This window comes from Chitinophaga sp. H8 (assembly GCF_040567655.1).
Taxonomy (GTDB): domain Bacteria; phylum Bacteroidota; class Bacteroidia; order Chitinophagales; family Chitinophagaceae; genus Chitinophaga; species Chitinophaga defluvii.
In genome coordinates this window covers 34,904-51,698 of the sequence record NZ_JBEXAC010000003.1, presented here as the reverse complement: position 1 = coordinate 51,698, position 16,795 = coordinate 34,904, and the positions used below count along the sequence as shown (strand labels likewise).

10 protein-coding genes and 1 tRNA gene are annotated in these 16,795 nt (G+C 43.4%); 5 read left to right on the top strand and 6 right to left on the bottom strand.

All coding sequences use genetic code 11. The annotated features are described in order from the left end of the window. Positions 1-63 precede the first annotated feature (63 nt). Positions 64-1,605, top strand: coding sequence for a YifB family Mg chelatase-like AAA ATPase (locus ABR189_RS27110; protein WP_354663653.1), 1,542 nt, complete (start codon positions 64-66; stop codon positions 1,603-1,605). A 51-nt stretch (positions 1,606-1,656) separates the two neighbouring features. On the opposite strand, the gene ABR189_RS27105 is transcribed toward ABR189_RS27110, so the two are convergent. Then, positions 1,657-3,786, bottom strand: coding sequence for an elongation factor G (locus ABR189_RS27105; RefSeq protein WP_354663652.1), 2,130 nt, complete (start codon positions 3,784-3,786; stop codon positions 1,657-1,659). Between the two features lie 456 nt (positions 3,787-4,242). Here ABR189_RS27105 and ABR189_RS27100 point away from each other — a divergent pair, with 456 nt between their 5' ends. Both ABR189_RS27100 and ABR189_RS27095 read left to right on the top strand, forming a co-directional pair. Further along, a complete protein-coding gene (locus ABR189_RS27100) occupies positions 4,243-6,036 on the top strand; it encodes an ABC transporter ATP-binding protein (RefSeq protein WP_354663651.1) in 1,794 nt (597 codons plus the stop codon). Positions 6,037-6,139: 103 nt separating this feature from the next. Beyond that, positions 6,140-6,577 (top strand): DUF983 domain-containing protein, encoded by a 438-nt coding sequence (locus tag ABR189_RS27095; protein ID WP_354663650.1) that lies wholly within the window; start codon positions 6,140-6,142, stop codon positions 6,575-6,577. A gap of 546 nt (positions 6,578-7,123) precedes the next feature. Here the strand turns inward: ABR189_RS27095 and ABR189_RS27090 are convergent. From ABR189_RS27090 to ABR189_RS27070, 5 genes are all read right to left on the bottom strand, one after another. Continuing rightward, on the bottom strand, positions 7,124-9,586 hold the full coding sequence (locus ABR189_RS27090) for a TonB-dependent receptor (RefSeq protein ID WP_354663649.1): 2,463 nt from the start codon (positions 9,584-9,586) through the stop codon (positions 7,124-7,126). Between the two features lie 142 nt (positions 9,587-9,728). Further along, entirely contained in the window at positions 9,729-10,061 is a 333-nt protein-coding gene (locus ABR189_RS27085) for a hypothetical protein (RefSeq protein ID WP_354663648.1), read from the bottom strand. A gap of 255 nt (positions 10,062-10,316) precedes the next feature. Beyond that, positions 10,317-11,900 carry a DUF1501 domain-containing protein gene (locus ABR189_RS27080; RefSeq protein ID WP_354663647.1) on the bottom strand — a complete coding sequence of 528 codons (1,584 nt, stop codon included), beginning with the start codon at positions 11,898-11,900 and terminating at the stop codon, positions 10,317-10,319. A 78-nt stretch (positions 11,901-11,978) separates the two neighbouring features. Then, entirely contained in the window at positions 11,979-13,610 is a 1,632-nt protein-coding gene (locus tag ABR189_RS27075; protein WP_354663646.1) for a DUF1800 domain-containing protein, read from the bottom strand. A 293-nt stretch (positions 13,611-13,903) separates the two neighbouring features. After that, positions 13,904-15,082, bottom strand: coding sequence for a thiolase family protein (locus ABR189_RS27070; RefSeq protein ID WP_354663645.1), 1,179 nt, complete (start codon positions 15,080-15,082; stop codon positions 13,904-13,906). A gap of 158 nt (positions 15,083-15,240) precedes the next feature. Between ABR189_RS27070 and ABR189_RS27065 the strand changes: the two genes are divergently transcribed. Both ABR189_RS27065 and ABR189_RS27060 read left to right on the top strand, forming a co-directional pair. Beyond that, positions 15,241-15,314: transfer RNA gene (locus ABR189_RS27065), tRNA-Lys, on the top strand. A 189-nt stretch (positions 15,315-15,503) separates the two neighbouring features. Then, positions 15,504-16,784, top strand: a complete 1,281-nt coding sequence (locus tag ABR189_RS27060; protein ID WP_354663644.1) for a site-specific integrase — start codon at positions 15,504-15,506, stop codon at positions 16,782-16,784. Positions 16,785-16,795: the final 11 nt, after the last annotated feature.

Below are 16,795 nucleotides of genomic sequence, written 5' to 3'. Positions count from 1 at the left end.
CTGCGGATTGGCTGCATCAGGATTTTTCGTTATCTTGGTATAAATCAACCAATTGCATCCATTATGATTGTTAAAACCTATGGCAGCGCCGTGCAAGGCGTGGCAGCCATCACCATTACCTTAGAGGTAAATGTAGCCCCCAAAGGAACCAAATTCTATATTGTAGGCCTTCCCGATAATGCCGTAAAAGAAAGTCAGCGGCGAATAGAGTCTGCTATTATTGACCTCGGCTGTAAGATGCCGCGGTTACGAACGGTCGTAAATATGGCGCCCGCAGATATTAAAAAGGCCGGCTCCGCTTATGATCTGCCCATAGCATTAGGCATTATTGCTGCTTCTAAACAAATGCCTGCCGACAAGCTCGCTGATTACATTATAATGGGTGAGCTTTCCCTGGATGGTACGCTGCAACCCATTAAAGGAGCACTTCCTATTGCCATACAGGCACGCAAAGATGGTTTTAAAGGACTGATACTACCTAAACAAAACGCCAGGGAAGCCGCTATGGTAAATGAACTGGAAGTATATGGCGTATCCCATATGCGGGAAGTAATCCATTTTTTTGAACAGCCCCAATCCTTACAACCGGTAATAGTAGATACCCGGCAGGAATTCTTAGCCGCTCAGGCCGATTTTGATGTTGACTTCGCTGATGTAAAAGGGCAGTATAATATTAAACGTGCACTGGAAATAGCCGCTGCCGGAGGGCATAATGTAATCCTGATAGGTCCGCCAGGTGCAGGCAAAACCATGCTTGCCAAAAGATTCCCTACTATACTCCCACCACTAAGCCTGAACGAAGCATTGGAAACCACTAAAATACATTCCGTTGCAGGTAAGCTGCCGGCTCATACTTCCCTTATCGCCAGGCGTCCCTTCCGCTCTCCACATCATACCGTCAGCGATACTGCGCTGGTAGGAGGTGGCAGCATTCCACAGCCCGGCGAAATTTCCCTGGCGCACAATGGCGTATTATTCCTAGATGAACTTCCGGAGTTCCGCCGCAAAGTGCTGGAAGTAATGCGGCAACCAATAGAAGAAAGACTGGTCACAATATCCCGGGCAAAAGCCATAATTGACTACCCTTCAAATTTTTTATTACTTGCAGCTATGAATCCATGTCAGTGCGGATTTTACAATCACTCAGAGAAAGATTGCACCTGTCCGCCTGGCGCAGTACAGAAATATTTAAACAGGGTCTCGGGGCCATTACTGGATCGTATAGACCTGCACGTAGAAGTTACCCCTACTCCCTTTTCTGCATTATCCAGTACGGAAGAAACAGAGAAAAGCGAATCTATCCGGGAGAGAGTCATTAAAGCACGTGAAATACAAACAGCCCGCTTTGCTGACCATGCTGGCATTTACTGCAATGCACAGATGAACAGTCATCTGCTCAGAACCATATGTACACCAGATCAGGAAGGAGCAACGCTGTTAAAAAAAGCAATGGATTTTATGAAGCTTTCAGCAAGAGCCTATAGCCGTATCCTGAAAGTGAGCCGTACCATAGCAGACCTGGAAGGCAGTGAACAGATACAAACACCTCATCTGGCAGAAGCTATACAATTCCGCAGCCTGGATAAAGAGAAATGGGGTGGCTGATAGACCGCCTATGTTAAGTATACTTGCTGGCAATAGGTATTTAAAGAGAGTTTAGACACTTTCTTCTGTTTTCTTGTAATCTTCGCTGAGCTTACGCTGCAGCTCTGGTGGCACGGGTGCATACTCTGCAAATACAGCTTTTATTTTAGCTTTTCCCTGCGTTACATTGCGCAGGGCAGCTATTAATTTATCCAACTCCACCTGTGGTGTACGGGCTTTTATTACCTGATACCCATTCAGGGAGTCCATGCCGGTGATAACACTACGGCGGCTCTGCAACTCACTCATAATATCTCCCATCATAACATCCGGTGCTGTGGCTTCCAGATCAAATACCGGCTCCAGCAGCTGAGGCGCTGCCTGATGAAAAGCCTCCCGGAACGCCATCATGCCCGCTATCTTGAAAGAGATATCGTTGCTGTCTACCGGATGCATTTTACCATCGTATACACTCACACGCACGTCACGTACATACGACCCCGTTAGCGGTCCCTCCTGCATGCGCTCCATCACCCCTTTAAGAATAGAAGGCAAAAAACGGCTATCGATAGCCCCTCCTACAATACAGTTATTAAAAACCAGCTTGCCCCCCCAATCCAATGCAATTTCTTCTGTATCCCTTACCGTAAATTCCTTAAAGGGAGGCATCCCTTCAAAATAAGGCTCTATTTTCATGAACACTTCTCCAAACTGTCCTGCCCCACCCGACTGCTTTTTATGCCGGTAAGACGACATCGCCGGTTTTTGGATAGTTTCCCGATAAGGAATCTTTGCCGTCAGATAGTCAACCTCCATCTTATAAATGTTTTCCAGTCTCCATTTGGTAACCAGCAGGTGTAAATCCCCCTGTCCATGCAGGATGATCTGTTTCAGCTCCCGGTTGTATTCAATTTCCAGTGTAGGGTCTTCCATGTGGATTTCGCTCAGTACTTCGCCCAGTTTCTCATCATCACTTTTACTCTTGGTTTCAATAGCTACCCTTACTTTAGGAGGCGGGTACTTTATAGGGGCTATCTGCCCCTTAAAATTCTTATCACATAAGGTATGGTTGGTAAATGTATTCTTTAGTTTCAGGGTACAGCCAATATCGCCGGAACGTAATCTGTCTATAGGATTCCTGTTCCGGCCATCCGCAATGAACAATTGTCCCAGCCGTTCCGTAGTATTCCCTTTTTCATTGATCAGCTCTGCGCCCTGCCTTACTTCACCGGAAAGTACTTTAAAAAAAGAAAGCCGCCCGATATGCGTTTCAAGCAGCGTTTTAAATACAAATAAACATGCCGGCCCTGCAGGATCGCAGGGCACCTCCCTCCCATCCTCGGTACGTTCCGGTGGCATTTCAATGGCAGAGGGTGCTACATTATCAATAAAACCCATTAGTCGCCCGCTGCCCATGTTATTCACAGCAGACAGGCAGAATACAGGAAATACGTCATGTTTCAACATACCTATCTTCAGCCCCTTCCGTAATTCATCTTCGTCCAGGTTACCTTTTTCAAAGTATAATTCCATCAACTGTTCATCGTTCTCTGCCGCCTTCTCTACCAGCTCATTGTGCAACTGCTCAGCCCTTTCCTTTTCACTTTCCGGAATAGGCAGTTTTTCCGGCTTTCCGCCTGCTTCCGGGAACTTATAATAAGTCATTTTCAGCAGGTCAATAATCCCATTAAAACCAATACCCTGATTAACAGGGTATTGCATAACAGTAACCGCAGATCCGAGAATACGGCGGGCATCCTCTACAGCTTTATTAAAATTGGCCTGCTCTGCGTCCAGGTGATTGACTGCCAGCATAGTAGGCTTCTTATAAGTATCCACATAATCCCAGATCAGCTCTGTGCCTACTTCTACCCCATATTGGGCATGCAGGAGCAATAAGGCGGTATCACATACCCGGATAGCAGCAATCACCTCGCCAATGAAGTCTTCCAGGCCAGGGGTATCAATGATATTGATCTTATAGTCCCGCCATTCCGTATGCAGGCAGGTGGCATATACAGAATTACCCCGCTCATGCTCTACCTCATGGTAATCTGACAAGGTGTTTTTCTCTTCCACTGTACCGCGCTTATGAGTAATACCCGCTTCAAATAACATGGTTTCACACAGGGTAGTTTTTCCACTCTTGGCTGCGCCTAACAATACAATGTTTTTGATGTGTTTTTCATCATACGCTTTCATCTGTAAAAGTTTTGTCTTTTAAATGGGAGCCGTGGAATGCCGGAGTAATAGTGCCTTATGCTGCAGGAGTAAGATCTCCTATTGTACTAAACCTTGCTGGTATAGCTTATTTTATCCCCGGAATACGTTGGAATAGCTGCTTCCGGGATGTTTCTTTAACTGGTTAATAACTTACTATTAAGTTAACGTATTTTGCGCAAAATTACCAGTACTTTATCCTAATGATGTTACAACACGCAATTAGGTGTTTTACCTTAACTTTGCGCCAGGTATTTAACCTGGTAAAAAGCACACCTGACAGTAAAACCCCTGCCAGCTGGCAAAGAACTGTATTCATAACCGGAAAACAAGGCATTTGAACTCCGGGAATGCACCGATCAACATAAAAAAGCAAGTATCCCACCCTGAAGTGGAAGGCAGACATCGTACGACTAACAAAAGACAATTAATTTACAGATGAAACTATTACTCCGGTATTTAAAAAACTATAAATGGCTGATTGCGCTGGCACTGTTGCTGGCCACTATAAACCAGGTATTTTCGCTCCTGGATCCTTACATATTTGGTAAAATCATTGACCAGTATGCCTCCCATCCTAAAACAACCGACGTGGTAAAAGCAGGAGAAACAGGCGTACTCCGCTCCCAGAGCGAATATGTAAATGGCGTTATCCTCTTGTTGCTGGCAGCTATTGGAGTAGCTATGGTATCCCGTATTGCCAAGGCTTTCCAGGATTATTTCGTGAATGTGATCATTCAGAAGTTTGGCGCACAGGTGTATACCGATGGATTAAAACATTCCCTGCGTTTGCCTTATCAGCAGTTTGAAGATCAGCGGAGCGGAGAAACCCTCGCTATTCTTCAAAAAGTAAGGATCGATTGTGAAAAGTTTATTACCTCCTTTATCAATGTGCTCTTTGTTGCCCTGGTAGGGGTAGTATTTGTGATGATTTACGCATTCCGGGTGGATTGGACATTGGTGCCTGTTTATTTTGGAGGCACTATTCTGCTGGGTATCCTGATGAATGTACTGAGTAAAAAAATAAAAACAATCCAGAAAACGATCGTGAAGGAAACCACGATGCTGGCAGGGGCTACTACAGAATCATTACGTAACATAGAACTGGTAAAAAGCCTTGGGCTTACCAATCAGGAAATAAGGCGCCTGAACTCCACTACTATAAAAATATTGTTGCTGGAACTCAAAAAAGTACGCAGCATCCGGAGTATCAGCTTTGTACAAGGAACCTTTGTAAACCTGTTACGGCAAAGTATCCTGTTTTTACTGCTGTATTTCATTTATAAGGATAAGGTGAGTGTGGGGCAGCTATTTACCCTTCAGTTATATTCCTTTTTCATCTTTGGACCTTTGCAGGAATTGGGCAATATTATTCTGTCTTACCGCGAGGCACAGGTATCGCTGCTGAACTTCCAGAGTATTTTAAACACTCCCGTAGAAGTAATGCCGGCTCACCCTGTAAAGGTGAATCGCCTGCAACACCTGGCCTTTCAGCAAGTGGGCTTCAAACATCTTACGGCCAACAATAAAGCCCTGGATCAAATCAGTTTTGAAGTTAAAACCGGTGAAACCATTGCCTTCATAGGCCCATCCGGCTCTGGAAAAACCACGCTGGTAAAGCTATTGGTAGGATTATACAAACCTAATGAGGGAAAAATACTATACAATGGTACCGACGCACAGGAAATTGATATTGAGGAATTGCGCCACCAGGTGGGTTTTGTAACCCAGGATACCCAGCTTTTTTCCGGCAGTATCAAGGAAAACCTGCTGTTTGTGAATCCCGGTGCTACGGATGAAGAAATCATGGATGTGCTGAACAAGGCAGCTTGTTACTCCTTGCTGGCACGCGCAGAGAATGGTATTGATACGGTGATAGGAGAAGGCGGTATAAAAATATCTGGGGGCGAAAAACAACGTTTATCCATTGCCCGGGCCTTGTTGCGCAGGCCCCGGTTGCTGGTATTTGATGAAGCTACCTCAGCCCTGGACTCACTCACGGAGGAAGAAATTACCAAAACAGTCCGGGCAGTTACTTCCAGCCGGGAGCACATTACGGTAATGATTGCACATCGTTTGTCTACCATTATGCATGCGGACCGCATATATGTACTGGAAAAAGGACAAATCATTGAAACCGGCTCCCACAACGAATTGGTAGCAGAAAAAGGGCTTTATTATGCGATGTGGCGTCAGCAGATAGGAGAAAGAAAACAGGAAGTAAGCGTATAACTGACAATGGCCACTAAATAGCTATTGACATGAAATGAGCACCTGTTACTTAAAACTGCCAGTTAAAAAACGTAACTTTGCGGGCATAATTTTATCTAGCATCATGAAGCATAAACATCCTAATTATTTTCTCAGCATGTTAACCATGAAGTGCCCCCGGTGCAGGAAGGGTGATATGTATCGTGATAAAAATCCTTTTCACTGGCGTTTTTCCAGGATATTCAACATGCATGAGAAATGCCCGGTATGTGATCAGAAATTTGAATTGGAAACGGGCTTTTGGTTTGGTACAGGATATGTTAGTTATGCGTTGTCTGTAGCATTGTCTGTATTTAACCTGGTATGGTACTGGTTATTTTTCGGCATCAGCTGGAGGGATAACAGCGTCTTTATCTGGCTGGCAGTAAACTGCGCTATATTAATCATCTTTCAGCCATGGCTCATGCGCTTTTCCAGAACACTTTACCTGTATTTCTTTGTGTACTATGATGAAGATACCGCCAATCTACCCGCGGATAAAGCATCTCAGCATGAACACTAACAATAATTATCTTTTAAAAAAATAATATAAAAATCAGGGGCTGTAAATACAGCCCCTATTTTTTTCAACCAAAATCTGAACCATTTGTCAGATAAATCTTGAATATTTTTATGGGCACTAAACTACAGAAGAAATAGACGTTGAGGGAAAATGTTCACTGCATGATATAACTAGAATAATTAAACGAAGGTAATAGGTATTACACGCTCAAATGGTTGGTGTCCACCGTGTAATCGCACATTAGCATTCTTTACTTTAGCGAGAGCAAAGTTATAAATTATTTTAATTATTTCTTTTATATTAAATTAAAATACAAACAACTTATCTAGTTTGCAAGCGCTTTAACATTATTTTTACATTTTACGCCTGGGGCATGAACTACTTTACATACGTAAAAGATGCCGCTCCGGTTGTCATAATAGGATATTGTTAATCTTACACTAAGTATAGTGCCAGACAGCCCTCCCTCCTCATCAGGTATGAGAATAAAAATAGGGTGTCTCAAAACTGAAACACCCTGGAAGTAAATAAGAAAATACCTATGAACTATTTGAATTCAAGTGGCACTGCCAGTTTTATGCTGAAATTACGTCCTGTATTAAACACCCCGGTTCTGCCGGTCGCCTCGTTTACGGGACCATATTTTAAACGACTGAGATGATTCTGATAGGCTACATCGGTAAAATTATTTACAGCAAAATGCAGGGAGAATAATGTTTTACTATGTTTATTCACAATGTCAGCACCTACACCGGCATTCAATAAAGTATACCCACTGGTAGGCGTTTCCGTTTCATACGCCGTAAACACATTGTTTTGCCGGAAGGTCATATCCATTTGTACTCCGGCATAAATGTTCTGCAAATACCCTGCTTTCTTAAACTTTCCTTTCAGCTCAGATACCCAGCGGCCAGCAGGAATATTAGGCAGGTACCTGGTAGAGTCCGTTCCATTAGCAGCTACCCCTCTTACATAAGAAAGCGTATTTTCAAAATGCAGCCAGTCAATAGGATGCGGGTGAATGTCCAGCATAAATTCCCCTCCGTATAAATTAGCATCTGATTGCTGATATTTAAACGCTGCATATTGTTCTTCATTATTTTCAGCAGGAATGGAATCTGCGCCTGCGCTATTAACCAGCTTGCGTGAGAAAATAAAATTATTGATATGATTGTAAAACAGGTTGGCTGTCATAGACACATGCTGCGTATTAAATTCAACTCCCCCATCAATTTGTGTACTTACTTCCGGCTTCAGATCCCGGTTACCATATTCATATTTAATAGTTCCTTCATGCACACCGTTAGCCGCCAGTTCTGAAATGTTAGGGGCACGGAATCCACGGGCGGCATTCAGTTTCAAGGTCACTCTTTCACTGGCTTCATAGCTGAGGCCTACACTACCGGATACATTTGAGAAGTTACGGTCTATCGCCATAAAGCGGGTAGTACCATTATCCTTAGGTGCATTCACCGGTTTGCCATCCTCATCCAGGTAAAGAGATTTTGTATGCAAAGAACGGTTATCAAAACGCAGACCACCACTCAGGGTAAGCTTATTAAATGACTTACGGGTAATAGCAAATCCTCCCACATCAAATAAGTTATACGCCGGAATCAGGAATTCTTCTCCCAGGTTTTTGTTTTGCTGCTGCATACCATTTACCCCTACTGTCGTTTGCCAGCCATGCATTTCCGGTAAATAATATTTCAGGCTGTAATTAAATGTGCGCAGTTGCAGATAAAGTTCCGGCTCATCCGGCAATAATACATTACCAAACTCCTTACGTTCATTTTGCTGATAGCCCAGGGTAACTCCCAATCTTCCACCATTATGCAGATACAGATTATTATCCCATACTAGCTTTTGATGTACGATCTTCTGTTTAGGTACACTCATAGTATACGACTTAAAATCGCTATCTGTAGCAACTGTTTCATCTGCGGTGCCATTATCATTTACCGGTTTCAGAAACCGGCCATCACTGTCGCGTTCCCCTTCTACCAGGCCCAGGTTTTGATTAAAGGAAGTAAAACTCAGACGGGAATATCCCCATTCTTTGTTAATACCGATGGTAGCACCATAATTGGTATTATTAAAACGGGAGTTAAATACCGGGCCATCATACTTATTCTTATAATCATGTGCCCATTTTTGTGTACCAAAGGCACTCCAGCTAAATCCATTCTGATTACCGGCAATATCAGCATGATAAGCTATCATCCCGTTATTACTAAGATAATTAGCTGCTACATTTCCTTTCACCTTGCCAAGTGGCAATGGTGGAGGAGGCATAATATTAATAACACCTGCCAGCGCATCTGATCCGTATATAAGAGAAGCTGGTCCCTTCAGGATCTCGATTTTGTTCACATTATAATCATCCACTTCAATGCCATGCTCATCACCCCACTGTTGGCCTTCCTGGCGTACCTCATCACTTACTACTACTACCCGGTTGTACCCTAATCCCCGGATAAAAGGCTTGGAAATAGCCGGTCCGGTAGATAGCTGGCTTACCCCTGGCACCTTGGAAATGGCATCTATGATATTGGTAGCAATATTATCATCCAGATATTCTTTACGAATAACACTAATGGGAGTAGGATTTTTCTTAACGGAAGTAGCCAGGTTTACACCGGTCACCACTACCTCGTTTTTCTCAATCAGTGTTTCCGATAATTCAAAGTTGGCCGTAGTAGCACCATTGATATTTACCACTTCTGTATATCCGGCATACCCTATGTAATGTATCTCCACCGCATATTTTCCTTTAGGCAAGTTTTTGATAAAAAACGCTCCCGCTGCATCAGCGACTACCCCAACCCGTAAATCCGGTAAATAAACTGTAGCTCCTACCAAAGGAGTATGTGATGATTTGTCCAGTACTTTACCCTTTAAGGAATTATCATAGCCCCCTTCCTCAGGGCCTCCTTTCGCCAGTACCGGCAACTGTAGCAACAGCAGCATCCCTAATAATCCACTGACAATTATGCGTACATAATGCATATAAGAAAAATAAAATAATCAATAATAACAGCTGCCTGCACAAGTTTTACCTGTAGTAATGCCTTTACTGCATTGCGGTTACAGGATAACTGGCAGCCAATAAATCATAACAGGTACAATGATGATTGTACAGCGAAGAAATTCAGATCAGGTATGCTGGAGGCGCCCTTGGAGACAGGTCGCGGTAAGGTATGTGTTTCACGACAGGCATAAACGGCTGGGCAAATATCCATGCCACCTGTTGTATTGGAGCGGTATAAAAATAGCTGGCAGGCTCGAAAGGCGCCACCTCTATTTGCAGAAAATCACAGTGCGTATGGGGAACAGAAAAGCTGACAGTACCAGGCAAAGCATGCACGTCCATCGTATCATCATGGCCTGCAAACTGGTGTATAAATTCCCTCGGAGCTGTGTGAAACACAAAAATGCTCAAGAGAAAGTATGCCAGTATCTTATGTAATCGTTGCTTTTTCACTTTCAGCTGCTGATGCCGGTAGTTTTACTTATCCAATATTCACCTGACAAAACCTGTATTAAAGATACAGTGGTCTATTGATAGCATGTGCTACAGCACTTAGATTTAAGGACTATTTAATCCGGAGCAAAGGTAGTAATTAATTGCAACAATGTTGCGCAAGAATAACTATGACCTATCCATAACAGAAAAAATGATATTAATTTCCATTTAAACACAAGTAAATCAAGCTAAAACGTATTACCTGCTGTGTACTTATCTAACTTTTAGCATTGTCCTTACCTGTTGTACTGCACCGTTTTGGAAACGGGCATAGTAGATGCCATTAGCCAGGTATTCCCCATCAAAAGTAATAGTGTATTGCCCCGGTGTTTGCACCATATTAACCGGCACACTCACCAGGCGGCCCATTGTATCAAAGATCTGTATCATGGTATGTCCGCCGCTCGTCTTGTATACAATGGATGTTTTTGTGGTAAAGGGATTGGGATTATTAGTGATAAGATTGATTCCCGCATTTTGTACCGGGTCGGGCACACCGGTGATCAGCCCGCAGGCAATACCACTTACAATGGGCAGGCGCTGATAGTCATTCAACAGGATAGTAGACAGGTCTTCCGGCTTTACACAAAACCACTGCTCCAGTATAGAGGCATATACAGAACGGAAATCGTACTGCATAGGAATATTATCGTTTACAGAAGCTGCATCCGGCATAGCTGGGGAATTCCCTAAAACGCCCTGCAATACATAATCTCCAAAAACGATCATAGGAGCTGCCGCACCATGGTCTGTCCCCACACTCCCATTAGATTTTATACGGCGGCCAAACTCCGAAAACGTCATCCCTACCACGCGTTTAGAAGCTTTAAGGGTAGTAAGATCATCCATAAACGCTTTGATGGCTGCAGATAAATTGCCAAGCAAATTGGCGTGCGTTCCGGTAGACGTATCTCCTGTATTTGTTTGGCTGGCATGGGTATCAAAGCCTCCCATACTTACCATGTACAGGCGTGTTTTAAGACCACCTGCAATCAACCGGGCTACTATTTTTAATTGATCCGCCAGATAATTATTAGCAGGATAGTCTCCTTGCTTAGTTACTTTATTCGCCGCATTTTTAATACTGGAAGCAAAATCGTCTGTTTGTTGCGCAATCAGACGTATGTATTTTAATTCGGTACCAGCTTTGGTATTGGGTACCGGGTCCAGTCTGTCATTCAGCAGATCGTAAAAGCTGGTAGCACTTGTTATAGCCATCCCCATATTCATGAGCGGCCCCTGGAAAGCCGGAGATACGATAGAACCTATCTGTATTGCCAATGGGTCGGGCATATCTGTATTCGGAAAACCAACCGGATAATTGGCAAATTCCTTGTCCAGGTAACGGCCAGCCCATCCGCTGTTTAGCACCTGGTTGGCATCCGAACCTGTTACCCAGATATCGGTAGCCCTGAAATGGGAATAATTGGGAGATGGATATCCCACACTTTGGATCACGGACACCTTTCCCTCATCATACAATTGCTGTACACCTTTCATCGCCGGATGCAGGCCTGCCTTGTTATAATTTGCGAGGCGCAACACCTTCCCTTCTGCAATGGCAATATTGGAACGCGCTGCCTGATATTTACCATATACATCCAATGGGATTACCATGTTCAGCCCATCATTACCGCCGGTAAGCTGAATCATCACCAGTACATGATCATTATCTGTAGCAGCATTCAGCGCATCCAGTAATGGAGATTGTCCAAATGCTTTAATAGAAAAGCCATTAATAAAAGCTGGCAATATAGCAGCAGGAGCAGTATATCTGAGAAAGTCTCTTCTTTTCATCCGTTAATTTTTTATTTATCATGGCCGGACGCCGCTACCTCTTTTCATACCCGGTACCATAACAAGGTTTTTCTGCCATCAGGCCAATTGATATTCAGACAGGTTCATAATATATTTATACAGCGCCTGTAAACGCAGGTGTACATTACTTTTGGCAGCCATGTCGTTGGGGTTTGCCTTATACTGATTCCAGGCTGTGGTCCAGTAATGGTCGCTGTTGGGATCTTGCCCGGTGAGTAATATGGAGTTTTTAAAGGCCGCTTTAACGGTGTCTGAAACGCCCATACGATACAGGATATTCAGGGAATCCGTGATCAGTGTCACCGGGTTGCCCGGATCAGACAATGAGCTGGCAAAAGCAAGTGGATCTATATAGAGACCTCCAAATCCCATATCGCTTACCAGCATATCACTCAGCTGGTTGCGCTTGGGCAGGGTGTCAGTATTAATCCATAATTCATGGAAAGAAGGTGCCTGGTAGTACGCATCCCAGCCAGCTACCAGTGGTGGATCTCCCAGGTTCTGCAACATATTGGCTGCCCGGTCGTGTATACGGCTCCAGGCACTATACATACTGGTAACATCTGTAGGAAACTGTACCCCAAACTCACGGCACATCCCAACACAAAAGTCCACCGGGCTCTTAATCAAACAAGCCATATTAAGCGGATCGAAGAAATGTTCGCTTTGAAAAAGTGTTTTCAGTGTAAGTTTGATATCATAACCGCTGTTACGGAAAACTTCTGCCAGTGGCGTAATGATCGTTTCTTCTGTAGCGCTGTCAATATCATAATAAACAAAGAAACGGTATAGCTTACGGCAAATGAACTTGGCAGTTTCCGGTTGCGCAAAAATTATCTTCAACAACTCATCCAGCTCCTTGGCTCCTGCCTGTGCTGTTTGTCCTATCACTACTTTATTATCATAAAAGGAAGAGAATACCTTGTTGGTATTATCATGCTTGGTAGTTTCCAGATAACTGGTAATATTTACCGGATCAATACGGTAGCCGGTAAGCACTCTTGCGGTAGCCTGCACATCCCCTTCCGTATAATGGGAATCCGGTCCTTTTCCAACGGTAAACAGCTCGTGTAATTCGCGGCCATAGTTTTCGTCCGGGGCCTCTTTCGTATTCAGATTCCCGTTCAGATATACCAGCATACAGGGGTCCAGTGTTACTGCTTTAGTAAGGGCTTTAAAATCACCCAGCGCATTTGCTCTTAAAGTAGCATTATACTGGTAAATATAGCGGCTATCTTTCACCATACCTGTTTCGGTAACAAAATGGTTGTGCCAAAAGAGGATCATTTTTTCATGTATGCTGCGCTGCTGGTTCAGCATCATGCCTACCCACCAGGCTTTATACGATGCAATCCTTTTATCTTCCAGCATTTCATCCCCTTTGAGCGCTCTTACCCAGGTAGCGCCAGGCGCCACCCCTGTACTATCAGCTCCGTAATTATTTACCGGTGGAAGCGGTGCTCCTTGCGGAGTGAGCAGTGCATCTATCGCCTGCTCCATATTCATAGCCCTGAAATGAGCAATATCTGCCCCTGTAGCCCCAAACATGGTACGCTTAAGCAAATGAACCACCTGTGCGGTATCCCATTCCCCATTATAGGGAGTAATTCCGGAAGCGGTACGGGCATAGCTCACTGTTGTACGCTTATTGCGTGCAGGAGTTAAGGTTAGGAATTGTCTGCGATCCATAAAATCGATATGGTTATATAGGTAAATCCAATAAACAAGTTGCTGATATGTTGCTTTCTTCTTCGTTATGGCACAGTCACTATTCAGGGGAAACGAAAAAGCTGATACTCATAGGTTGTCTACACAGGTATTAAACCGGTACAGGTTTGCCAGTGCCAAATTAATGAAAAGTTTAATTTATCGGGAATATTTTATACAAAAGAGGTGTCCGGGTGCACATTCCTGTGCCACAAAATAAAAACCGGCTTATAATCAAATGATTATAAGCCGGTTATATCATTAAACACCTGATTTTAGGTAATATTTTCAATGATTCCTGCGATCCCCTGGCCTCCGCCCACACAGGCAGTAACTATACCATATTTCTTCTGCAGGCGTTTCATATCTCCCAGTATTTGCACTGTCAATTTCGCGCCAGTGCAGCCTAAAGGATGGCCTAATGCTATTGCACCACCATTGATATTCACAATATCGGGGTTGATGCCCAACTCGCGGATAACTGCCACTGATTGGGAAGCAAATGCTTCATTCAGCTCTATCAGATCAATATCCTGCAACGTTTTACCAGCCTGCTTCAGCACCTTTGGCACTGCTGCAACAGGACCAATACCCATGATACGTGGATGTACCCCTGCAGAAGCACAGGCCACTAAACGGCCTATTGGCTTTAATCCCAACTCGTTCATCATCTTTTCGCTCATCACTATTACAAATGCCGCACCATCAGATGTCTGGGAAGAATTCCCGGCAGTTACGCTTCCATCAGCGGCAAATACCGGTTTCAGCTTAGCCAATGCAGCCATGGATGTATCTGCACGGGGCCCTTCATCAGTATCCACCACATATTTACGCTGCTGCTTTTTACCCTTCTCATCTACATATACATCTGTCACTTCTATCGGTAATATCCCCTGTTTAAAATATCCGTTCTTAATGGCATGCATCGCCTTTTGGTGAGATTTAAACGAAAATTCGTCCTGCTCTTCCCGGCTCACCTTATATTCCCTTGCCACTGCTTCCGCGGTGAGCCCCATTCCCAGGTAATAATCCGGCGTAGTACTGGCCACAGTATAGTTGGGTACTGTTTTCCAACCTGCCGTAGGTACCAGACTCATGCTTTCAGTTCCACCAGCTATGATACAATCCGCCATCCCATTCTGTATCTTGGCAGTTGCAATAGCAATGGTTTCCAGCCCCGAAGCACAGTAGCGGTTAACCGTTACTCCAGGCACACTAATGCCCAATGCACGTACAGAGATCATTCGTCCTATCTGTAATCCCTGCTCAGCCTCCGGCACCGCATTACCTACAATCAGATCATCCACCCTGCTGGGATCCAGTTGTGGTACTGATTTCAGCAATCCCGTAATTACATCTACCGCCAGATCATCCGGTCTGTAAAAACGTAAACCACCCCGTTTGGCTTTGCCTACCGCTGTCCGATATCCGGCTACTATGTACGCTGTTTCCATATAATATTTTTAAAGTGTTAGCTAACTGATTGATTTATTGGGGATAGTTATCCACATCTCTATTTTTCCACATTCCCCCCTATTTTCAAATTTAATTAAATAAAGTGCACGAAATATTCGGGAGATCAATTAAATTTGCGCTCTGCTTTTGAAAGCATGACTCCCTAGCTCAGTTGGTTAGAGCTACTGACTCTTAATCAGTAGGTCCTGGGTTCGAGCCCCAGGGGGGTCACTAAAAACTTAATTCGCCCAATCTTAGTATTACTAAGGTTGGGCGTTTTTCTTTACTGGACGTGCCTTTCAGAAGAAAGAGCGATAAAGAGAGAAAAAGAGAAATTAACTTTTCGTGTACCCCAACGTGTACCCCAAGCAATATTGGGGTACACCGTAAAACAATTTGTTAACCTTTTAATCCTGATCAATGGAAATTAAACTTTATCTCAAAAGGCCCGATGCAGGTGCCCCTACCAGCATATTTGCACGGATCACATACGAAGCCGCTACTTTAAAATATTACCTCCCCGAAAACATACATCCCAGTTATTGGAGTAAAAAAACACATAGAGCTATTAAGGCGCCTAAAGATTTTCCCGAATATTCAGAATTTAACGCCCGCCTGGACAGCATAGAGCAGATAATAAAAACAACTTACCGTAAATACCTGAATGACAATAGCACTATCCCCTCCCCTGCGATATTTAAAGATTTGTTAGATGTAGCCTTAGGGAGAAAGGAAACGCCTAAAGAGATAACCTTCTTTTCTTATTATGAGGATTTTAATACCCGGTCAGAAAAAGGAGAGCGCATAAGCCCTGCCACCAAACAAAAAATATCACCCAATACCAATAAAGGCTATATAACTACCTTAAATCATTTAAAAGAGTTTCAAAAATCCTATGGCCGAAAAATTGACTTTGATACAATAGATATTAGGTTTCATGGGGATTACATAGGTTATCTGACGACAAAAATAAAGCTAAGTATTAATACGATTGGTGACCATATTAAGCGGATCATAACAATATTGGGGGAGGCTAAAAGCAGGGGGATTAATGTTTGTACTGATTTTGAAAGTGCTTACTTCTTTAAACCAAAGGAGGAAAGTGATAGTATTTATCTAAATGAACAGGAATTAAAGTTAATAGAGCAGTTAGACTTGTCACAAAATCCGAGGTTAGACCGTACAAGGGATTTATTCCTGATTGGTTGCTTTACTGGTTTACGCTTTTCGGATTACTCAATATTAAGCCCTGAACATATAAAAGATGGTTTTATAGAAATAAGACAAACCAAGACAGGTAGTAAAGTTGTAATCCCAGTACATCCGGTAGTAGAAAGGATTCGTAAAAAATACAATTATGCTTTACCAAAGGTTATCAGTAATCAAAAGATGAATGAGTACCTAAAGGAGATAGGCAAATTAGTTTCCGCCTTTACAACATTAATAACTATTACCTATACTAAAGGAGGTAATAAAATCATCCAGACATACCCTAAATGGTCACTTATTAGTACCCATACGGCCCGAAGATCATTTGCTACAAATGAATACCTGGCAAGCACCCCAGTAATTACAATCATGGCAATTACTGGACACAAAACAGATAAATCATTTTTACGATATATTAAACTGACCCCTGATGAACATGCTAAGCTATTAAAAATGCATTGGGATAAAAGGCAAGAATTGAAGGTGGTCTGATACTGCCGATA